The sequence below is a fragment of the Clostridium ljungdahlii genome, assembly GCF_001636845.1.
Lineage (GTDB): Bacteria > Bacillota > Clostridia > Clostridiales > Clostridiaceae > Clostridium_B > Clostridium_B ljungdahlii_A.
The window spans coordinates 90,890-112,369 of record NZ_LITT01000062.1; the positions used below are offsets into that span (position 1 = coordinate 90,890).

Sequence of the window (21,480 nt, forward strand, 5' to 3'; positions counted from 1 at the left end):
GATTAATTTTGAAAGGATGTTTGTAAATTATGAAGCTATTAATAAAAAAAATTAATGAAGATGCTGTAACTCCATTTTATGCACATAAGGGAGATGCAGGTCTTGATCTATTTTCAGTAGAAGAAGTTTTAATAAAACCAATGGAAAGAAAATTAGTATCAACCGGGATAAAAATTCAGCTTCCACCAAATACAGAAGCGCAGGTTAGACCAAGAAGTGGTCTTGCATTAAAACATGGCATAACTCTTTTGAATACACCTGGTACTGTGGATGAAGGATACAGGGGTGAGATAAAAGTGCTCATGATCAACTTAGGACAAGAACCTTTTTTAGTTGAAAAAAGTATGAAAATTGCTCAAATGGTAGTAAAGCCTGTGGAAAGAGTATGCGTAGAGGAAGTAGAAGAACTGAGTGACACTGAAAGAGGGGAAGGAGGATTTGGTTCTACTGGAAGTAGGTAAGAGTTAAGAATTAATAGTGAAGGGTTAAGGAGGATTTTTCTTAACTGTGCTGCGAAAAATTTTAAATTTGAAGCTTATTGAAGTTTTGCTTCAATAGTGCTATATTTTAGATTTTCTGTAGTGTTAACGAAAGAAAATCATCCATAACTATTAATTCTTAACTATTAATTTTTAATTATTTTTAAAATTCAAAGGTTTCACCTATATGGTTCATAATCAATGATTCCGAAGGAGAGTCTTTAGTAAGTTTTGCAAAATTTTTAGTAATATCATTATCATCCCAAAAATGCATAGGTACAAAAAATTTAGGCTTAAGGATCTCTATAAAGTATTTTCCACCTAAAGAATAATTTTCTCCAAGTCTTGGATCTACAGGGAAAAATGCAAAGTCTATTTTAGCTTCATTTATCATGTTGATTTCTCTTTTAAAATTTCTCTCAGCACGTTCTTGCTTATATTTAGGATCTTCTTTCCATTTCCATAGATTCAAATCTCCTGAATGAAATATATTTATTCCATCTACTGATACAAAAAATGAAACACCTATATCTGTAGAACCATAAGCTTTTATGTAAACGTCATTTAAATTCAAACTCTTATAGGGACATATGCCATGATAGTTACCTTTAATATTTTTTATTTTTATATCAGTACTTAATACGTAATTTATATCTGGGTTTATATTCTGCCATTTTAATATTACTGGATTAAAGTGATCTGGATGTCTGTGGGAAGAAAAAACAATTACGCTTTTTTTGCTTTTTATAAATTCATCTGAAATTAATCCATTTTCTATAACTTTAGGATTTGAATCAAATGAATCTTTGTAGTAGTCAAATATTAATAAGTGATTTAAGGTTTCTATTGCAAATCCACTGTGATATAAATAATGAATTTTAATATTGTACTTTACCATAAATTTAACCTACCTTTACATTTAAAATTATGTATATTATAGCATACGTATTAATAAAACAAATTCTATGTTTTATCTGATGACTACCAGTTCTAATACTTCCACGTACTCTGTTTATTAACACTTTAACAAATATGGGATATAATTGTATAAGAAAGGCAATATAGCACAAATTTGAAGGGAGAAATACTAATGAAATTTACATTTGACCACAATAACATAAATGTACTTAATCTAGAGAAAAGCATAAATTTTTATGAGGAAGCTCTTGGATTTAAAGAAATAAAGAGAAAAGAGGCAGATGACAATAGTTTTACACTGGTGTTTATGGGAGATGGTGTAAAGGATTATAAAATAGAACTTACCTGGCTTAGGGATAGAAAAGACGCTTATAATCTTGGGGATAATGAAATTCACATGGCTGTTAGGACAGATGATTTTAAGGCAGCTTATGAACATCATAAAAAAATGGGATGTATCTGTTATGAAAATAAGAAAATGAGACTTTATTTTATAACAGATCCAGATGGATATTGGACAGAAATATTACCACTTTAATATAGATGAATAAAAACTTTCCTGCTGGACATAATTATAGAAAAAATAACTAGGAGGTAAAAGCTATTGAACAGTGTCACTCTTATTGGAAGGTTAACTAAGGATGCAGAATTGGTTCAGCTTGAAAATTATAATAGAAGTGTAGTTAAATTTACTCTTGCAGTAGGCAGAGATTTTGTAAGCAAAACTGGAGAAAGAGAAGCGGATTTTATTCCTGTTTCCTATTGGACTAATTATGGAAATAAATTGCTTCCCTATTTAAAAAAAGGAAGACTTATAGGCGTAAATGGTAAAATAATTACTAAAAGTTATACTAAAGATGATATAAGAAAATATTTCACTAATGTAGAAGCAGACAAGGTTCAGTTTTTAGACCGGGAAAAAGAAGCTTTAGCATAATTTAAAGAAGATTAGTTATAGGATAGATTGGGGTAAAATTAAAAGGTTACCCCAATTTCTAATTGCATTGAAGGTATATTATTTATTGTTTTTTATGTTATTCTAGAGTATGATATAATAGAAAAATATAGTGAAAAAGTGTATTATTAGAATTTTTAATCATATCCTAGCTTTAAATGTATAAATTTGCTCATGTTTGTTTAAAAAATGGGAAAGTATGAAGATTAAAATTAATATTTGCAATTTTGCGTTAACTTAAGGGGGAAAAATATTTTATGTTTAATTTTAAAAGTATTAAAACTAAGTTAATACTGATAATTTCTGTAACAACAGCAATATTATTATGTGTACTTGGAATATCAATTTATGAAAAATCTTATGGGATATTGTATGAAAAGTTTCAAAACAGTTCAGAGCAAATTGTCATAAATGTAAATGGTTCTATAAATAAATTTTTAAATGGTATGGAAAGTCAGACTGAGGTTATTGCTAATAGTTCTACTTTGAAAAATTTGGATATTAGTAATGATGGGAGTAGAAACAGTGCAGTAGAATTGCTTAAAAATACTAAAGATAGCAATGAAAATATGGTTAGTGTATATTTTGCTGATCTCAGTGGTATGAGAATAAATATGACTGGAAACATACGTCAGCCATCTAAAGAATATGATGCTAGACAAAGAACATGGTATAAAGGTGCTATGAATAAAAAAGGACAAGTTGTATGGACAGATCCATACAAAGATGTAAATACATCACAGATGATGATTACAGTAGCAAAAACTGTAGAGAAAGATGGTAATGTAGTAGGAGTAGCTGCTATTGATGTTTCTCTGAAAAATTTATCTAAAGATATAGCTTCTATAAAGGTAGGAAACACAGGATATGTTTATATTACTAATAAAGAAGGTAAAATAATAGTACATCCAGATTTTAATCAGGTAGGGAAAGACAGTGAACTTAAAAAAAGTAATTGGAACTATATTAGCTCAAATAAAACTAGTTATTTTAAGAATACATATAATGGAATAGAGAAGCTGTATGCTTATACTACAAATGAGAAAAATTCTTGGAAAATTGTAGCCACAGCTAAAAATGCTGAATTTATAAGTGATACAAGTGGTATAAGAAAATTTATTTTCTGTTTAGTTATTATAGGAATAATAATATCTATAGTAGTATCTATTTTAATTGGTAACTCAGCATATAAGATATTAAAAAAGTTAAAAGTAATAGTTGGTAAAGTAGGTGAAGGGGATTTTACTTATAGTATCCCTGAAAAGTTTTTAAATAGAAATGATGAGTTTGGAAGAATAAGCAATTACGTACAAAGTATGAATATGAATATAAAGAAATTAGTTGAGGATGTTAAGAAGAATTCTTCAGATGTTGAACAACAGGCCGAAGGTTTAAATGCAATTTCTGAGGAAATATCAGCTTCTTCGCAGGAAGTATCTGCAGTAGTTCAGGATTTAGCTAAAGGTGCTGAAGGACAGCAAAAGTATATAGATAATATGTTTAATTTGTTAGAAAGTATAAGCAAACACATGGAAAACATAAATGATAAATTAAATTCTGTAAAGGTAAGTACGGGTAATGCAGTGAATAAAGTAGACTTAGGAAAAAATGAAGTGAATTCATTGAAAAAAGCAATAGGTACCGTAGATTCTTCTTTTACAGTAGTTTCTGATAAAGTTTATAAGCTTAATGAATCTATAAAAAAAGTAAGAGAAATAACTGATGTTATAGCACAAATAGCAGAGCAAACAGATCTTTTGGCTTTAAATGCAGCTATTGAATCTGCAAGGGCAGGCGAAGCTGGAAAGGGATTTTCAGTAGTAGCAGAGGAAATAAGAAATTTAGCTGAAGAGTCTCAGGATTCAGCTAAAAAAATAAGTGATTTAATTAATTATATAAACAGTGATTCAAATGAGGTTATTGTAAATTCTAAGAAGGCTGAAGAATCTATAAATGAACAGAATATAGTGGCAGAAAATATGGTGAAATCTTTTGAGATGATAGTGGATTCAATTGAAGAGATTGAACCTTTAGTTGATAAAACTTTTACTTCAGTAAATAGTACAGTACAATCTAGAAAAGAATTTATGGACAGTATGAATCAGTTTGGAAATTTAATAAAAAACACCACTACATCTACAGAGGAAATAGCAGCATCTACAGAGGAAGTAAGTGCATCTATACAAGAAGTTGCATCATCTGCTGAAAGCTTGAATTCTACATCAAAGAATTTAATAAATGTTGTAAATAAATTTAAAGTAGAATAGAAGTCGTAAATTATAACTTAAGGGAATTAGTATTTGACAGTATGCTTATTGCATTGATAATATATAATATATAACTTAATTAAATTGAAAAGTAAATTAATAAATATAAAAAGTAAATGGAATAAAAGAGGGGGATTTAACTTGAGTGAACACGAAAAGGTATTTATACCTAAAGAGTCTATAGATAAATTGGTTTCAGGATTAAAAAGTATAAGAATTACTACTAGAGAAAAAGCTACGCGGAAAGAAGTAGGTAAACTCCTAGATTTACTACAGGAAGATTTAAATCAAAAAAATATTCCTCTTAAAGAACAAATATTGGAGAAGATGAAGGAAAGCAAGGGAGTAGATCCTAACTTAAATGCTAATTTGTATATATTATATCGTAATTTAGACAGCGGCCAGATTACTGAAGAACAGGCACTTGAATTATTTCAAATGTATGTTAGGATAGAGCCTTATGATAAAACTGTACTATAATTTAGCTCAACTTTCGCAGTTTAAAAAAATTGCGAAGCACTTTTTAGAGGACAATTGACAGAGGACATAGGACAGTTAAGGTAAGTTTTCTTCCTTATGTCAGAAAACTAATTTATTTTTTTAGGCTTGTTTTGCTAATGCAAAAAAGCTTCAAATCTATATAAGTCAGCAATATTTCGCTTTAGCGAAATGAGTCATTAAAAATCTTCCTTCACTGTCTTCTGTCAATTGTCCGCTGTTAACTTTTAAATCGAAAATTTTGCTTTGCAATTTTTTTATATTAAGTCAAAATTTTATATGTGCGAAAGTTGAGTTATTAATTTTTAATTCATATGTAAGGTACATGGAAAATGATTTTAATTCATTGAATAAATATTTTGATCTAAAGCATTCTATAGGAGATTTCGATAATAATTCATAAGGGTTAAGTTTTATTCATAACTACAGAATAAGCACTTACCGTATGTAGAAAGGAGTAAATTTTATGAGACTGAATTACAATATACCAGCTTTGATAATGCATATGGTCCAAAATCAAGCTTTAGATAGACAAAGTGGAGATTTAAACAGAATATCCAGTGGATGTAAAATAAATAGTGCTGCAGATAATCCAACAGGGCTTGTACAAAGCGAGAACGTAAACATTCAAGTTAAAAGCCTTGAGACCGTAACTAGAAATGTCCAGGATGGTGTAAGTATGCTTCAAAGTGCGGAAGGTGGGCTAAATGAAATCACAAGTATGGTTCAGAGGGTTAGACAGCTTACGCTGCAAGCTGGAGATGGTTCTTTTAATGATCGGGATAGACAAATAATACAAGGTGAAATAGATCAGATGCTGGACGGAATAAATGAAACGGCACAGAACACGGAATTTAATGGATTTAAATTATTAGGTGAAACTAAAACTATCAGTATGACCGTAGGGACTAATGCTGGAGACGATGTAGATATACCCCAGATAGATTTAGCCAATGATGGAAAAGGTGAAATTTCAGGCTTATATAAAATTAAGACTGGTGGGGGAAAAGATATATTGAGTGGAGATACTGATAGTGCTTTAAGTATTATAGATAGTTCTTTAAACACAATAGTGTCTTTGAGAAGCAAATATGGAGCTTTGGAAAATAGATTTACCAGTAGTTATGATAATATGCAGGAGTTAAATGAAAAAATGACTGATGCATATAGCAATATAACGGATTCAGATATGGCAGAGGAAATGATGAATTATTCAAAAGAAAGTATAGTAATACAGGCCTCTAATGCGATGATTGCTCAGGCTAACAAATTACCTCAGGATGTTTTACAGATAATACAAAATTTTAGAAAGTAATACATTTGAAAATTAAGTTAAGGTACCTTACCTTTATGGTTTAGGTATCTTTCTTATAGTTTTGGACCTAAAATTATCCACTAATGGATAAGGAATGATAAAATACCTTATAAATACGGCTTTATTTACAATATGCAATATATTTCTATTAAAAGACAATAAACTTATAAAAATGTTACAAAAATATAGAATATAATTTATAATTGTGTTAATCTATCTATATAGAAAATAGTTTTAATCAAAAGTAAAGTACAATTTAAAATTAAATTGTTTGAGGAAAATTATAATATGTTTAATGTTTTAAAAAAAGGGGGAAAATTTGGGTTGAATATAAATAATATGTCAAATGATCAATCAGTAAATTATTTACTTGCAAAAGGGCTAGATTCAGCTGAGGCTAGAAGTCAGGCAATATCTAGTAATATATCAAATATTAATACTGCGGGATATAAGAGAAAATATGTTACATTTGAAGAAAATCTTAAAAATAGTATAGATAATTTAGAATTAAAAACGGATGATGCAAAACACATAAAGATGGGTAATGATTATGGAGCAATAACTACAAATACCGACAGTTCAACCAGTATGAGATCAGATGGAAACAATGTGGACATTGAAGTAGAAACTGTGAATCAAGCTGCAAATGAACTTATGTATAATGCACTTATAACTCTTGAAAATAATAGGTTAAGTATGCAAAAAGCTGTTATAAGTGGAAATTAGGGGAGGATATTTATGATTCAAGCATTTAATACTATGAGAATAAGTGCCAGTGGACTTTCGGCAGAAAGACTTAGTATGGATACAATAGCTTCCAATATGGCAAATGCAGAGACAACCCGTGGCGCAGATGGACAACCTTATAGGAGAAAAGTTGCAGTTTTTGGAGAAAATTTAAGTAAGGCTTTAGATAGTAATGGAAATTATGGAGATGTTCCTGAAGGGGTAAAAGTTGTAGCAATAAAGGATGATACTTCACCTTTCAAGAGAGAGTATGATCCTACTAATCCAGATGCTGATGCCTCAGGATATGTTTCTATGCCAAATGTGAACATACTGAATGAAATGGCTGATATGATGGTAGCAACTAGAGCTTACGAAGCAAATCTAAGTGCTATTAATTCTGAAAAAAGTATGTTTTCAAAAGCTTTAGAGATAGGTAAATAAGGAGGCGTATTATGAAAATAAATGAATTTACTCCAGATACTGCTGTGTTTGATAAAATAAGTGGTAATACACAAAGCCAAAATGTATCAAATGCTTCTAAGGATAATATAGTAAATAATGAAGATGCTGTATCTTCTTTTTCGAGTTTATTACAAAACAAGTTAGATGAAGTCAACAATCAGCAGATACAGGCAAACAATAGTATCAATGAATTTGTAGAAGGAGATAGGAATGATGTAGCTAATGTTATGCTTGATGCTGAACAGGCTAAGATGTCATTAGATCTTGCTGTACAAATTAGAAATAAATTTGTTGAAGCATATCAGGAGATAAATAGAACACAGTTATAGAAGGAGAACCGGATTAAATGGGTAAAATATCGCAGATTTTTAAAAATTTAACAGGAAAATGGAAAGATTTAAGTAGAAATAAAAAGATAGCTTTTAGTGTTATAGCTGTAGGAATTGTTGCAGCTTTGATATTTGGGGGATTAACTTTAGGAAAAACGAAATATGCGGTATTATTTTCTAACTTAGATGCTGCGGATTCAGCCTCAATTTATAAGCAGCTTCAAAGTGATAAAGTAGATGCAAAAGTACAGGGGAATTCTATATTAGTGCCTCAAGCTCAAGTGGATAAAATTAGAATGCAAACTCTTTCAGAAGTACAGCTTACTAATGGAAGTCAGGGATTTGAACTTTTAGATAAAAGCAATTTCGGGCAAACAGACCAGCAGCTGAGTATAAATTATCAAAGAGCCCTCGAAGGTGAACTTGAGAGAACTATAAAATCACTTCCACAAATTGAAAATGCAAGAGTTCATTTAGTACTCCCGGATAATACTGAATTTGTAAAAGACACACAACCAGGGAGTGCTTCTGTAACTATAAAGTTAAAGCCAGGACAGAGTTTATCCCAAGATCAGACAAAAGCTCTGGTAGCATTAGTATCTGGAAGTGTAAAAAATGTACCTAAAGAAAATGTTGAAGTTATAGATGATAAATTAAACCTTCTTTCAAGGGATCTATATCAAAATAAAAGTGATGATAGTAGTGATTCCACGATTCCTGCGGACAAACAGCAGGAATTGCAGCAAAAATATGAGGATGATATGGAAAAGAGACTTCTTGCTATGCTGGAACCTATATATGGTAAAAATAAGGTAAAGGTACAGATAAATGCAGAATTGGATTTCGATGCTGTACAGCAAGATTCTACTACGTATGACCCTAAAAATGTGGTAGTAAGTGAGCATACTGTAAATGATACAAATACAGGTGGTACAAATAATGCAAGTACAAGTCCTGTAGATAATAATATGAGCAACACATCTGTGAATACTACAGGTAATGGTAATTCAACTCAAAATGAGGTTACGAGAAATTATGATGTATCTAAGGTAGAACAAAAAACTATAAAGGCTCCGGGCAGTGTAAAAAGGCTTACAGCATCAGTTGCACTGGATGGAACTGTAGATGATGCTACTAAGACTTCTATTAGAAATCTTGCAGTGTCTGCTATAGGATATAATCAAACAAGGGGAGACACTATAAATGTTGAGGCAATTCCTTTTGATACTACGGCTCAAGACAATGCAAAGAAGGATTTAGATGCAATGCAAAAGGCTGAAGCCCAGGCAAATCGTAATAAGATCATTATAGGTGCATCTATAGCAGGAGCATTATTAATAGCTGCTATCGTTGGATTTATATTATGGAGAAGAAAACATGCAGAAGATGAAGAAGAATTATTTGATGAAGAGCTTGGTAATACCCGCGGCATTGATGCTGTTATAGGTGACGATGATTTAACTAAAGAGCAGAATAAACTTAAATTTAAGCCTGTAGATTTTGAAAATGAAACTGAAGATACTCATGTGGAGAATGAAATAAAGAAATATGCTAAGGATAAACCGGATCAAGTGGCAGACATAATCAAAGCATGGATAGCAGAGGATGAGAGGTGATAAAATGGCTAAGGACAATAAGAATTTAACAGGAGTACAAAAAGCGGCCATACTATTCATAACTCTTGGACCGGAAGCTGCTGCAGGAATAATCAAAAAATTGCCAGAAGCAGAAATACAAAAAATAACTTATGAAATAGCTAATATCAACTCTGTAAAATCTGATCAAAAAAAGGAGATACTTCAGGAATTTATAGAGATGAATAAGGCTAAGGATTATTTGCTGGAAGGCGGAATAGATTATGCTAAAGATCTTTTGTCAAAGGCACTTGGAAGTCAAAGAGCTATTGAAATATTGGATAAAGTTACAGAGGCAACCCAGCAGTTTAGGCCTTTTGCCATAGCAAGAAAAGCAGACGCCCCTCAGCTTTTGAATATAATATCCGATGAGCATCCGCAGACTATTGCACTTGTACTGTGTTATCTTCAAGCGGATAAAGCTGGACAAATATTGTCAGCACTTCCTGAAAATGTACAAGCTGAGGTAGCATTTAGAATAGCTACAATGAGTAATACTTCACAAATGGTTGTAAAAGAAATAGAGAAAGTATTAGATGACAAGCTATCATCTATAGTTAAGTCAGATATGAAGGTAATTGGCGGTGTCCAAACTATTGTAGATATATTAAATCAAGTAGATAGAACTACAGAAAAGAATATTACTGAAGGTCTTGAAAAAGAGGATGCAGAGTTGGCTGAAAAAATTAAAGGATCTATGTTTGTATTTGAAGATATCATTACTCTTGATGATGTATCTATTCAAAGAGTACTCAGAGAGGTGGATACAAAAGAACTTTCTCTTGCGCTTAAAGGATGCTCTGAGGAAGTGGCAGATGCAATATTTAGAAATCAATCAAAGAGAGCTTCTGCTGCGTTAAAAGAGGACATAGAATTCTTAGGACCTGTTAGACTTATGGATGTAGAAAAGGCTCAACAAAAAATTGTGGGCATAATAAGAAGACTGGATGAATCGGGAGAAATAGTTCTAGCAAGAGGAGGAGAAGATGCAATCATCGTATAAATCTATATTAAAAGGTGACAGCATAAACAATTGCGGAACACAGGAAATACACACAGAATTTAAAAAGCAAGAAGCATCCAGAGGAGCATTCAATGAAAAAGATATTAAAGATGATTCTGTTCTAAAAAGCTATGAAAATTTAGGAAGAACTATTTTACAAGATGCGAATATTAAAAAAGAAAAAATTCTTTCTATAGCCTATGAAAAAGCATCTGAAATCTCCCAAAAAGTCTATGATGAAGCTTATGAAAAAGGTTATGCCAAAGGTGAAGAGGAAGGTTATAATACTGCTTATGAGGAAGGTTATAAGAAAAACTTTGATAAGGCAAAATTAGAAGGAGAGCAGATAAAAAAGAATGCAAATGATGTCTTAAATAAAGCTGTAGAAGAAAAGAAAAGGTACTTTGAGGAAAAGGAAGAGGAAATAAAAGAATTTATATTAAATTCTATAGAAAGCATATTAAAACGTGAGGTAAAGGACGCAGATGGTTTAAATGCGCAGGTATTTGATGCTTTGAACCAAATGAAAAAGACCAGCACTTTTATAATAAAAGGTAAAGAAAAGTACTGTAGCGAATTCAAAAAACAAGTAACCATATGGAAGGAACAGCTGCCTTTTAAAGGTGATATTTTTATAATACCAGATGAATCTTTAGAAGAAGGTAGTGTAGTTATAGAGAGAGATAATGGGAAAATGGTTCTGGGTATAGATATTGCCTATGATAAAATAAAGAAGATAATTCAGGATGAAAGTTAAGTTTCTGCAGTTAGAGGTGATATTTTATGATAGCTATAAACTTTGATAGGCTTAATAGAAAAGTAAAGGAAGCCACTTATAATTATCAAGAAGGAATTGTGAAAAAAGTTATTGGCTTAACTGTAGAGGTAGAGGGTATTAGAGCCTTTGTGGGAGAAGTATGTCATATTTATAATGAGGAAAATAGTAAGATTTCCTGTGAAGTTGTTGGATTTAATGAAAGCAATGTAATTTTAATGCCTCTTGGGGAACTTATTGGAATTTCACCAGGCTGTAGAGTAGTACCAGAAAGGATGCCTTTAAATGTGAGATGTTCGGATGAGCTTTTTGGGAAGGTACTTGATGGGCTTGGCGATCCTCTAGATGGTACTGCTGTATCAAGTGGAGTACCTTATCCACTTGATACAGAGCCCCCAGATCCCTTAAAGAGAAGGAGAATTACTGAAGTTATTCCTACGGGAGTAAGGGCAATAGATGGCTTTCTAACCTGCGGTCAAGGACAGAGAATAGGAATATTTGCAGGAAGCGGTGTGGGAAAGAGTACTACTCTTGGTATGATTGCAAAATATGCTGAAGCAGATGTAAATGTAATAGCTTTAATAGGTGAAAGAGGTAGAGAGGTTAAGGACTTTATAGAAAAAGACCTTGGAGAAGAAGGAATGAAAAAATCAATCATAGTATGTGCTACTTCAGATAAGCCAGCTTTGGTTAGATTAAAGGGAGCTTTTACAGCTACAGCTATTGCAGAGTATTTTAGGGACAAGGGTAAGAAAGTAATTTTGATGATGGACTCCGTAACTAGATTTGCCATGGCTCAAAGAGAAATAGGGCTTGCTATCGGGGAGCCTCCAGCAACTAAGGGATATACACCTTCCGTATTTGCCAAACTTCCGAGACTTATGGAAAGAGCAGGAACATCAGATATAGGATCTATTACAGCTTTTTATACCGTATTAGTAGATGGAGATGATTTAAACGAACCTATTGCAGATGCAGTAAGAGGTATACTTGATGGACATATAGTTTTATCACGTACCTTGGCCAATAAAAATCATTATCCTGCCATAGATGTACTTGCAAGTATAAGCAGGCTTATGTCGGAAGTAGCTGAAAGTGAGCATAAAAAAATGCTTCCCTTGCAAGGGATATGCTCTCAACTTATAAAAATTCCGAGGACCTCATAAATATAGGAGCTTATGTAAAGGGAAGCAGCGAAAAAATAGATAAGGCTGTAGCTTATTACGATAAAATAATTGCCTATCTCAGACAGGATGTGAATGAAAATTCATCCTTTAAAGAAAATGTTGAAGGTTTGAAAAGAATATTTCAATAATAACCTAGAATTATGAATTGAACAGAGGAGGATATATGGGTAAATATAAATTTAGGCTTCAGAAATTGCTCGATATAAGAATAGACAAAGAAGAAGAAGGCAAAAGAGAATTTCAGCAGGCTAAAAGAGAAAGCTTGAAAGTAAAAGAAAAACTAGATTTGTTAAAAGCTAACTATGATAAATACAATAATATGTCCAACTTTAAAAGTGTTATTGAGCAAAAAATAACTCATAAATATTTAAATTCTTTAGTTTACAGTATAGATAAGACCGAAATTGAACTAAAGGATAAAGAAAAAGTAGTTGAAATGAAAAGAAATGAACTGCAAAATAGGCAAATAGATAGAAAAACAGTGGATATTTTAAAGGAAAAACAAGAAACTGCCTTTATAAAAGAGGAAAATAGAATAGAGCAGAAGGCAAATGATGAGTTTGCTCTTTATGGATTTATAAGAAATGTTCAAAATACATAGTTTTCTATTTTGAAAGGAGGTGAAATAAATGAATGTAAATGTATCAAATGTGATGTCTTCTATAAATGTACAAGCACCAAAAGTTCAATCAAGTTCTTCAAGTGAAAACAATAGCTTTGCTTCTTTTGTTAAATCTAGCAGTAGTGATAATAGCAGTAAGGTGGATACTAAAGATACTACGTATAAAGCATCTAATGAATCTATAGATAAAAGTAATAACGTAAGTGTCGAGAAAAATGTAACAAAGATACAATCATCAGATTCCAATAGCGAAAATAAAAATGTCATAGATAATGAACAAAATGACGATTCTAAAATGGAAGCTTATTTAAAGAAAGCCGGATTTACAGATGAAGAAATATCAGATATTAAACAGAAGATTAAAGATGGAAGTATAGATAAAAACAGTGTACTTTCACTTTTGAGTTTGCTATATGGAAATAACCAGGATATTCAAAGTAAATCCAATGATTTTTTAAATACAATAACTAAAGAATTGGACACTGAAATTTCAAATATTTCCAAAAAACAAAATTCTTTGCAGTTTGGATTGAATCAGGACATATCTAGCAGCACTAAAGATGTACTAAATGATAAACTTAATTTTTTAGTTGATATTTTAAATAAGTATGATAAAAGTGGACAAGGTGCTCAGGAGTTTTCTCAAAAAATAGCAGATAATATTGTTTCAAAGTTATCACAGGTTGATTCAAATGGGAATGATATGAGTGATTTAAAATCTCAGATATATGCTGAACTTTTACAGAAGTTAAATCCTAAACTAGCAGATAATTTGAATTTAGAAAAAAATGTAGCAGGAAACAATTTATTTCAAATTATAAGTCAAAATAGGCAGATGATAAAGAATTTGGACGCAACAGGTAGTTCTCTTCAAAATTCTTCAAATAGTAATGAAAATTCTACTGGTGGTAACAGCAAAAACACTGATATATTGAATAAAATACTAGGAAGTGATGGAGAAGATACTAAGGACAATAAAATTTCTAAAGCAGTCAATTTTATGACGCAATTTAATAATGTCAAGGGAGACAATATACTTGTAAATGGTGAGAATGTAGAAAATCTTAATTTAAATAAAGCTACTTTTAATTCAGATATGATAAAAACACTCAAATATATGGATTTAAATAATGTGAAGCAGTTAACTGTTAAAATTAATCCTAAAGAATTGGGAGATATAACTATAAATCTTGTTATGGAAGAAGGAAAGATGAAAGCAGTTCTTACAGCTTCAAACAAGGATGCGTATAATCTTTTAAATTCAAATATGCAGGATTTGTCAAATAGGCTTCATAATAATAACATAAAAGTCCAGAGCTTTTCATTGAACTTATATCATGAAGACACAACTTTCTTCAAAAATGGAAATAATGGAAATCAGAATCAAGATAATGAAAAGAAGAATAAAAATTTAGCTGTAAATAGCATACAGGAGGAAGATGCTCCAGAGGAAAATGCCTATTATAGTGACAGTAATGTAAATATGTTGGCTTAGTCGACAATTTAGTAAGGAGGAAGATAAAATGACTGTATCAGTTAATAGCGGAAATTATAATTTTTATAATAACGCTACCCACGTGTTGGCAGCTAATGCAGCAGGTACTGCAAATGATACCAAAACGGATAATAGTATCCCTGCTGATCAGAAGTATTATCCTGCTGTTAATACTGATGATACCTCGAAAACTACTTCAAATGGAACTAAAATAGTTAAAAAGAATAATGACATAGATAAAAATATGTTTTTGAAAATACTGGCTGCAGAACTTGCAAATCAGGACCCAACTAGCAGTGATTCACAAAGCTCAACCCAATATGTAAGTCAGCTTGCTCAATTTTCATCTTTAGAGCAGATGGCCAATTTAAATAGTTCCAGTAAGATGGGGACTGCAAACTCACTTATGAATAAATATGTGACTTTTAGTGATACAGATGCTAATGGAAACAAGATAAATGGACAGGTAGTTGGAGTTATTAAAGATGGAGATAATATAGATCTTAATGTGCTTACGGGACAAACAAAAGACAAAGATGGAAATGCAGTTGATCAATATGAAAAGTTCAACATAGATGATGCAGAAAATATTGTTGATTTAGGAGATACAACTAATCTCACTGTTAGTAATAATATGTTGTTAAATGCAACTTCACTCATAGGAAAAAAGGTTAATTTGGATGATAAAGATTCTAGTGGAAATAATTACAGTGGTATTGTTCAATCAGTATCAAGACAATTTGGTGGAATATCAGTAAAAGTAAAACTTTCAGATGGCAGTACAAAGGATTTTGATTTTAAGGACGTTTCAAACGTTGAAAATTCGTAGATAAGTAGGTGAGGTATCTATGGGTTATAGAGTTATTAATGGCAAGTTGCACTTTGCACCAGATTTAGGAGCAGTATGCAATAAGAAAAACAATGTAAAAAATCACATAAGTGATTCTACAAGACAGGTATCCTTTAAGGACACTTTAAGCAGTGAAATTGATAAGAATTCAAGTTTTACTATATCAAATCATGCAGCAGAGAGATTAAAAAGCAGAAATATAAATTTAAATGAAAGTGATATGAAAAATATAAATTCTGCTATAAACAAGGCAGAAGGCAAAGGATGCAGGGAATCTGCACTAGTTTATAAAAATGCAGTACTTATTACATCTATAAAAAATAGGACTGTTATTACAGCAATGGATAAAAATGAGGAAAATCAAAATGTATTTACCAACATAGATAGCTTGGTAATAGTATAAAAATGGCTGGACCCTAGTGGAAGCCGCGTCCTGTAGAGTGAAAGAAACAGGACAACAATGTATTAATAAAAAATTGGAGGAAAAAATATGTTACCATCATTGTATTCAGGAATTAGCGGACTTAAGGTAAACCAACAAAAATTAAATATAGTTGCAAACAACATAGCCAATTCATCTACTACAGGTTTTAAAACTCAAAGTATGAATTTTGAAGATATGATGAGTCAGACTCTTTCAGATCCAAGTGCTCCGGTAGACAATGGGCTTGGAGGAATAAATGGAAGACAGAGTGGACTTGGAGTTAAGATGGCAGGTATAAGCACTGATTTTACTGCAGGAAGTACCCAGACTACAAATAGAAGCTTGGATTTCATGATAACCACAGGAGGAAACTATTTTGTAGTTAGTCCCGATGGCAGCAATGATTATTATACAAGAGATGGAGCTTTTCAGCTAGATAAGGCTGGAAATCTTTTAACACAGGATGGATATCATGTTATGGGGTATAAAATGACTGCTGTTAAAGATGGCAAAGCAGATATAACTGATGCTACTACAGCACCTGCGGAAAAGCTTTCAGTTGCAGAATATTATAAGTCTGATGGTACACCTGATCCAAACCCTGCTGCTGCTGATGCTGATAAGGAAAAGGTTACTTCCTGGTCGGTAGGACCAACTGGAATTATAAATGTAAAGACTTCTAATGGTTCATATGATATAGGTTGCGTAGCATTATCATCTTTTCAAAATGAAGGTGGTCTTGTAAAACAAGGAGGAAATTTGTATAAAGACTCGCCAAACTCCGGTGCTCCAACTTACGGGTCACCAGGTAGTTCAGGATATGGTTCTCTTACTCAAGGAGCCCTTGAAATGTCAAATGTAGATTTGGCACAACAATTTACAGATATGATAGTAGCTACTAGAGCATTCCAAGCTAATGGAAAGATAATAACTACAGATGATACTATACTCCAAGATTTAATTGATTTAAAGAGATAGAATAGTTAAAGTTTAAAAGTTCAAATATCAAAGTTCAAATAATGATTATTTTAATATTTTCTGACGTTAAGAAGAAAATTATCATTATCTGTTATTTGTTCTTTGTTATTTGGTTGAGAGAGGTGATAGGTGACAAAATTAGTGAAATATTGTCACTTATCACTAAAAAATTATATTTTAGAATAAACATGACGTTTTTAACTCCTGCTAAATGAAAAAATTGTACATATCAACTCAAATTGGAATTATAATATAATATATAACAGTACATTTAGGAGGATCTTTATGATAAAATTAACTGGACTCGACAATAAAGAATTTATTATAAATGCAGATGCTATAGAAAAATTAGAGGCTATACCTGAAAGTTTAATAACTTTAACTAATGGCAAAAAATATTTAGTAAAAGAATCTAATGATGAAATAGTAGAAAAAGTTATAAAATATAAAAGAAAAATATACACAGGAAATTTTCAATGAATACATCATTGTGCATTAAGTAAGGGGGATACACTATGGAAAAAAAAGCAGAAAAAAAAGGTTCATCTAAAATTAAAATTATTGCTATAGGAATATTAATACTGGCAGTGGTAGCAGGAGGAGCCTTTTTTGGATATAATAATTTCATAAAAGACAAAAAAACACTACTAAAAATGCTGTACAACAGGTTAACACTCAGCAGGTTGTAAACAATGGACAAACTGCTGGAACAGTTGTAAATTCATTAGATCAGGTTGTATCTTCCCAAACTTTTCAACTTGATGAGGTTACAGTGAACTTGGCAGATGAAGGTGGAAATAGATATTTAAAGGTTGCAGTTTATTTGGGATTTAATGATAAAAAACTTACGTCTGAATTGACTGCCAAAAAACCAATTGTAACTGATGCAGTTATTCAAATTTTAAGAACAAAGAAAGCAGCAGATATAAGTGCCAAAAATATGAACAATATAAAGTTGGAAATAATTCAGAAAATAAATCCTATGCTGGAAAAGGGACAGCTAAACAATGTATATTTTACAGATATTATAATTCAATAGCACTTTTATCTGATGGCTACCTACTGTAACACTCCCACTTCTATCAAAGTGGGAGATAACAGTAGCTACGCCCCTAGATAATTCATCTAAACTTAGTGAGAGAAACAAAATCCCACTAAGTAAGATTCATTGATAAGTTTATCCTAAAGGAGAATATAAATGGATTTACAATTTATGTGGATGATTTTTAGAACAGTAATAGCTCTTTTATTTGTAATTTTTTTAATATATATTTCTGCAAAATATGGTGGAGAAAAGCTTAAAAATGTTCAAAGGGGTAAATTTATAAGAATAATGGAAAGAGAACAACTGTCAAAAGAAAATAGTCTACTTGTAGTAAAAATAGGAGAAAAAGTATGTGTTGTATCTTCTACATCAGGAAAAATTGAAATAGTATACGAATTGAATGAAGAAGAAGTTTCAGAATTCAAAAATAGAAATACCATACCAGAATATAAGAATTTAAAAGATTTTTATAGGAGATCAGGAATGGAACAATTAGTTAAAAGGGCAAGCAGCAAGTTAGCCTTAAGAAAACTTATAGATAAAAAGGAAGATAAATGATGAACAGTAGAGATAAAAAGTTTATTATGGCTATTTCAATTTTAATATTTGCCATTTTTGTTTTCAAAGCACATAATGTATATGCAGCTCCAGATGCATCACAAGCAATGCCCATACCCAATATAAATGTATCTATGGATAATGCAGGTACTTCCACTCCGCAGCAATATGTACAAAATATAAGACTGCTTATAATTCTGACAATTATAACGTTGCTTCCATCTTTTATAATGATGATGACAAGTTTTGTAAGAATTATAGTGGTATTTGGTTTCTTGAGAAGTGCTATGGGAACACAGCAGTCACCTCCAAATTCAATTTTGATTGGACTTGCACTATTTATGACAATTTTTATTATGTATCCTGTTTATTCAAAGATAAATACAAATGCTATTCAGCCCTATATGCAAAACAAAATAACTCAGGAACAGGCAATAAATGAAGGGGCTAAACCACTTAGGAGTTTCATGCTTAAGCAGACATATAAAAAGGATTTACAGTTATTTATAGACCAAGCTAAATTAAATTACAAGGTTACTGCAGATGGACAAAATGCCCCACTTTATGTAGTAGTTCCGGCCTATATGATAAGTGAGCTTAAAACTGCCTTTGAAATAGGATTCTTAATTTATATACCATTTATGGTAATAGATATGGTGGTGTCAAGTGTACTTATGGCCATGGGAATGTTCATGCTTCCACCAACTATGATATCTCTGGCATTTAAACTACTTTTATTTGTAATGGTAGATGGATGGTACTTACTTGTAAAATCTTTAATTGTAAGTTTTTCATGAGGTGAATTGAATGAGTGAAAACATGGTAATTGGTATTATAAAAGATGCAGTACAAACGGGACTTATAATAGGAGCTCCCATACTTATAGTTTCAGTAGTAGTAGGTCTTATAATAAGTATATTTCAGGCCACTACTCAGATACAGGAACAAACACTTACTTTTGTCCCTAAGCTTATTGCAGTAGCTGTAATAGGACTTATTACAGGAAGCTGGATGTTACATCAGATTGTAGCTTTTACTGAGAGAATTTTTACGTATATAGCCCATATAACACAATGAACATTGCTGCAAAGTATAATTGGAGAGGAATAAATTGATAAATACATTATATTTTACCGCCTTAATTTTAGTATCAATAAGAATTTTTTCTTTTTTCATATTGGTTCCAATATTTTTTCCAAGTGGAATTCCAAATGTAGTTAAAGTGGGACTAACAGTAGTTATGGCATATATATTGATGCCAGGTATAGATTACTCTTCTATAAGCAGTATAGATAATACAATGTTTTTTGTAATGAATTGCTTGAATGAGGTAGCAGCAGGTCTTACTCTTGGATTTCTAACTAGCTTATGTTTTTCTATGGTGAGGATAGCGGGAAATCTTATGGATATGCAAATGGGATTTGCTATGGTTAGTATGTTCGATCCTACTTCAAATAGTAATACTACTTTAATTGAACATTTACTTTATTGGTTTAGTTTGGTTATCTTCTTTATAGTAGATGGACACCATATGCTTATAAAATCCTTAATTCAAAGTTTTAGTGTAATAAAACTGGGAAGTTTCTTTTTAAATCAAGCTTCAATTAATATAATTTTTAAAGCCTTCATAGAGTATTTTAGCATAGCAATTCAAATAGGAATACCTATAGTTTTAATATTATTATTTACAGATTTAACAATGTCGCTTATTGCAAGAACAGTTCCACAATTAAATATAATGATATTGGGATTGCCTGTTAAAATACTGATAGGGTTTGCATCATTTTGTTTTGCACTTCCAATTCTTCTTAAATTAATAGAAAATTTATTTACAGCTATACCTAATTCTATAGATGGTTTTTATAAGGCATTACCAGTGCTTTTAATATTTGCAAAGGATGATAAGACGGAAGAGGCTACTCCTAAAAAGAAAAGTGATTCTAGGAAAAAAGGCCAGATAGCTAGAAGTAAAGAAATAGGACTTACTATGACACTGCTTGCATCAACTTTAGTTATAGCAGTTTTAGGAGGATATGTTGGAACATCTCTTGGTTCCACAATGGTAGCCTTTTTAAATGACTATATAAATACATCGCTTAATTACAGTAGTGTAAATAAAATACTATTTATAACCATATGGAGAATAGCCATAGTCTTTTTACCCATAGCGGTTCCAATACTTGCAATAGGTGTGCTGGCAAATATGCTTCAAACAAGAGGGCTTATAACTTTTGAAACCTTAAAACCAGACTTTTCAAAATTAAATCCTATAAATGGATTTAAAAGAATGTTTTCTGCTAGGTCTGTCATGGAACTTTTGAAGGATACTGCTATAGTGTCTATAGTAGGATATGTAGGTTACAAATTTATAAAAGATAATTATATGTATATATTGAATTTAGGGCAGTTGGATTCTAGGGCTGTAGCAAGGGCTATAGGAAGTTTAGCTGTGGGTATATTTTTTAGAATAACTTTAATTATGCTTATAATTGCAATTCTTGATTATATGTTTCAAAGATATCAATATAATAAGGACCTTAGAATGTCAAAGCAGGAAATCAAAGAAGAATTTAAACAGGATGAAGGAGATCCACAAATAAAGAGCAAGAGAAGACAAAAACAGAGAGAATTAGCTATGCGAAGGATGATGCAGGAAGTTCCAAAGGCTACTGTAGTAGTTACAAATCCTACTCATGTTGCTGTAGCTTTAAAATATGAAGATGGGCAAAATGCACCTGTGCTTGTAGCAAAGGGATTAGATGCTGTAGCCCTTAAGATAAAAGAAATAGCAAAGGACAATGATGTGCCAATAATTGAAAACAGGCCACTTGCAAGGCTTATATATAAAGAAGTTGAAATTGACATGGAAATACCAGCTGAGATGTATCAGGCAGTGGCGGAAATACTTGCGTTGGTTTACAAGATGAGGTGATATTTTGGAAAGAAGTAAAAAAAAG

At 31.5% G+C, this 21,480-nt stretch carries 25 protein-coding genes and 1 pseudogene; 25 read left to right on the forward strand and 1 reads right to left on the reverse strand.

What is annotated here, in order from left to right:
- Positions 1-29 precede the first annotated feature (29 nt).
- Complete coding sequence (gene dut / locus WY13_RS17205; RefSeq protein WP_063556810.1) at positions 30-461, forward strand: dUTP diphosphatase; 432 nt, start codon at positions 30-32, stop codon at positions 459-461.
- Positions 462-642: 181 nt separating this feature from the next.
- Here dut and WY13_RS17210 read toward each other — a convergent pair whose 3' ends face one another.
- The gene (locus WY13_RS17210) at positions 643-1,377 is read right to left on the reverse strand and encodes an MBL fold metallo-hydrolase (RefSeq protein WP_063556811.1); all 735 of its coding nucleotides are present in this window, start codon (positions 1,375-1,377) and stop codon (positions 643-645) included.
- Between the two features lie 192 nt (positions 1,378-1,569).
- Between WY13_RS17210 and WY13_RS17215 the strand changes: the two genes are divergently transcribed.
- From WY13_RS17215 to WY13_RS17325, 24 genes and pseudogenes are all read left to right on the forward strand, one after another.
- A complete protein-coding gene (locus WY13_RS17215) occupies positions 1,570-1,935 on the forward strand; it encodes a VOC family protein (RefSeq protein WP_063556812.1) in 366 nt (121 codons plus the stop codon).
- Positions 1,936-2,001: 66 nt separating this feature from the next.
- Positions 2,002-2,334, forward strand: coding sequence for a single-stranded DNA-binding protein (locus tag WY13_RS17220; RefSeq protein ID WP_063556813.1), 333 nt, complete (start codon positions 2,002-2,004; stop codon positions 2,332-2,334).
- Between the two features lie 275 nt (positions 2,335-2,609).
- Entirely contained in the window at positions 2,610-4,619 is a 2,010-nt protein-coding gene (locus tag WY13_RS17225; protein ID WP_063556814.1) for a methyl-accepting chemotaxis protein, read from the forward strand.
- A gap of 141 nt (positions 4,620-4,760) precedes the next feature.
- On the forward strand, positions 4,761-5,099 hold the full coding sequence (locus WY13_RS17230) for a hypothetical protein (protein ID WP_063556815.1): 339 nt from the start codon (positions 4,761-4,763) through the stop codon (positions 5,097-5,099).
- 484 nt (positions 5,100-5,583) lie between these two features.
- Complete coding sequence (locus tag WY13_RS17235; protein WP_063556816.1) at positions 5,584-6,432, forward strand: flagellin; 849 nt, start codon at positions 5,584-5,586, stop codon at positions 6,430-6,432.
- Between the two features lie 324 nt (positions 6,433-6,756).
- A complete protein-coding gene (flgB, locus tag WY13_RS17240) occupies positions 6,757-7,158 on the forward strand; it encodes a flagellar basal body rod protein FlgB (RefSeq protein WP_063556973.1) in 402 nt (133 codons plus the stop codon).
- 12 nt (positions 7,159-7,170) lie between these two features.
- Positions 7,171-7,602 carry a flagellar basal body rod protein FlgC gene (gene flgC / locus WY13_RS17245; RefSeq protein ID WP_013237685.1) on the forward strand — a complete coding sequence of 144 codons (432 nt, stop codon included), beginning with the start codon at positions 7,171-7,173 and terminating at the stop codon, positions 7,600-7,602.
- An 11-nt stretch (positions 7,603-7,613) separates the two neighbouring features.
- The gene (gene fliE, locus WY13_RS17250) at positions 7,614-7,952 is read left to right on the forward strand and encodes a flagellar hook-basal body complex protein FliE (protein WP_063556817.1); all 339 of its coding nucleotides are present in this window, start codon (positions 7,614-7,616) and stop codon (positions 7,950-7,952) included.
- Positions 7,953-7,969: 17 nt separating this feature from the next.
- The gene (gene fliF / locus WY13_RS17255) at positions 7,970-9,568 is read left to right on the forward strand and encodes a flagellar basal-body MS-ring/collar protein FliF (protein WP_063556818.1); all 1,599 of its coding nucleotides are present in this window, start codon (positions 7,970-7,972) and stop codon (positions 9,566-9,568) included.
- A gap of 4 nt (positions 9,569-9,572) precedes the next feature.
- The gene (gene fliG / locus WY13_RS17260) at positions 9,573-10,589 is read left to right on the forward strand and encodes a flagellar motor switch protein FliG (protein WP_063556819.1); all 1,017 of its coding nucleotides are present in this window, start codon (positions 9,573-9,575) and stop codon (positions 10,587-10,589) included.
- The gene (locus WY13_RS17265) at positions 10,573-11,346 is read left to right on the forward strand and encodes a hypothetical protein (RefSeq protein WP_063556820.1); all 774 of its coding nucleotides are present in this window, start codon (positions 10,573-10,575) and stop codon (positions 11,344-11,346) included. The genes fliG and WY13_RS17265 overlap by 17 nt, the downstream gene beginning before the upstream one ends.
- Positions 11,347-11,372: 26 nt before the next feature.
- A pseudogene (gene fliI / locus WY13_RS17270) lies at positions 11,373-12,679 on the forward strand (flagellar protein export ATPase FliI).
- A 35-nt stretch (positions 12,680-12,714) separates the two neighbouring features.
- Entirely contained in the window at positions 12,715-13,152 is a 438-nt protein-coding gene (gene fliJ, locus WY13_RS17275) for a flagellar export protein FliJ (protein WP_063556821.1), read from the forward strand.
- A gap of 28 nt (positions 13,153-13,180) precedes the next feature.
- Positions 13,181-14,668: a flagellar hook-length control protein FliK gene (locus WY13_RS17280; RefSeq protein WP_063556822.1), complete on the forward strand. Its 1,488-nt coding sequence runs from the start codon at positions 13,181-13,183 to the stop codon at positions 14,666-14,668.
- A gap of 28 nt (positions 14,669-14,696) precedes the next feature.
- A complete protein-coding gene (locus tag WY13_RS17285; protein ID WP_063556823.1) occupies positions 14,697-15,497 on the forward strand; it encodes a flagellar hook capping FlgD N-terminal domain-containing protein in 801 nt (266 codons plus the stop codon).
- 19 nt (positions 15,498-15,516) lie between these two features.
- Positions 15,517-15,921 carry a TIGR02530 family flagellar biosynthesis protein gene (locus tag WY13_RS17290; RefSeq protein ID WP_063556824.1) on the forward strand — a complete coding sequence of 135 codons (405 nt, stop codon included), beginning with the start codon at positions 15,517-15,519 and terminating at the stop codon, positions 15,919-15,921.
- An 87-nt stretch (positions 15,922-16,008) separates the two neighbouring features.
- Positions 16,009-16,920: a flagellar hook-basal body complex protein gene (locus WY13_RS17295; protein ID WP_063556825.1), complete on the forward strand. Its 912-nt coding sequence runs from the start codon at positions 16,009-16,011 to the stop codon at positions 16,918-16,920.
- Between the two features lie 285 nt (positions 16,921-17,205).
- Positions 17,206-17,400, forward strand: a complete 195-nt coding sequence (locus WY13_RS17300) for a flagellar FlbD family protein (RefSeq protein ID WP_063556826.1) — start codon at positions 17,206-17,208, stop codon at positions 17,398-17,400.
- Positions 17,401-17,435: 35 nt separating this feature from the next.
- Positions 17,436-17,609 carry a hypothetical protein gene (locus tag WY13_RS22145; RefSeq protein WP_278321799.1) on the forward strand — a complete coding sequence of 58 codons (174 nt, stop codon included), beginning with the start codon at positions 17,436-17,438 and terminating at the stop codon, positions 17,607-17,609.
- 83 nt (positions 17,610-17,692) lie between these two features.
- Positions 17,693-17,959, forward strand: coding sequence for a flagellar basal body-associated FliL family protein (locus WY13_RS22150; protein ID WP_278321801.1), 267 nt, complete (start codon positions 17,693-17,695; stop codon positions 17,957-17,959).
- A 159-nt stretch (positions 17,960-18,118) separates the two neighbouring features.
- Positions 18,119-18,523 (forward strand): flagellar biosynthetic protein FliO, encoded by a 405-nt coding sequence (locus WY13_RS17310; protein WP_063556827.1) that lies wholly within the window; start codon positions 18,119-18,121, stop codon positions 18,521-18,523.
- A complete protein-coding gene (gene fliP / locus WY13_RS17315; protein ID WP_063556828.1) occupies positions 18,523-19,320 on the forward strand; it encodes a flagellar type III secretion system pore protein FliP in 798 nt (265 codons plus the stop codon). The genes WY13_RS17310 and fliP overlap by 1 nt, the downstream gene beginning before the upstream one ends.
- Positions 19,321-19,330: 10 nt before the next feature.
- Positions 19,331-19,600 (forward strand): flagellar biosynthesis protein FliQ, encoded by a 270-nt coding sequence (fliQ, locus tag WY13_RS17320; RefSeq protein WP_063556829.1) that lies wholly within the window; start codon positions 19,331-19,333, stop codon positions 19,598-19,600.
- Positions 19,601-19,634: 34 nt separating this feature from the next.
- On the forward strand, positions 19,635-21,455 hold the full coding sequence (locus tag WY13_RS17325; protein WP_063556830.1) for a fused FliR family export protein/FlhB family type III secretion system protein: 1,821 nt from the start codon (positions 19,635-19,637) through the stop codon (positions 21,453-21,455).
- The last annotated feature ends 25 nt before the right edge of the window (positions 21,456-21,480 follow it).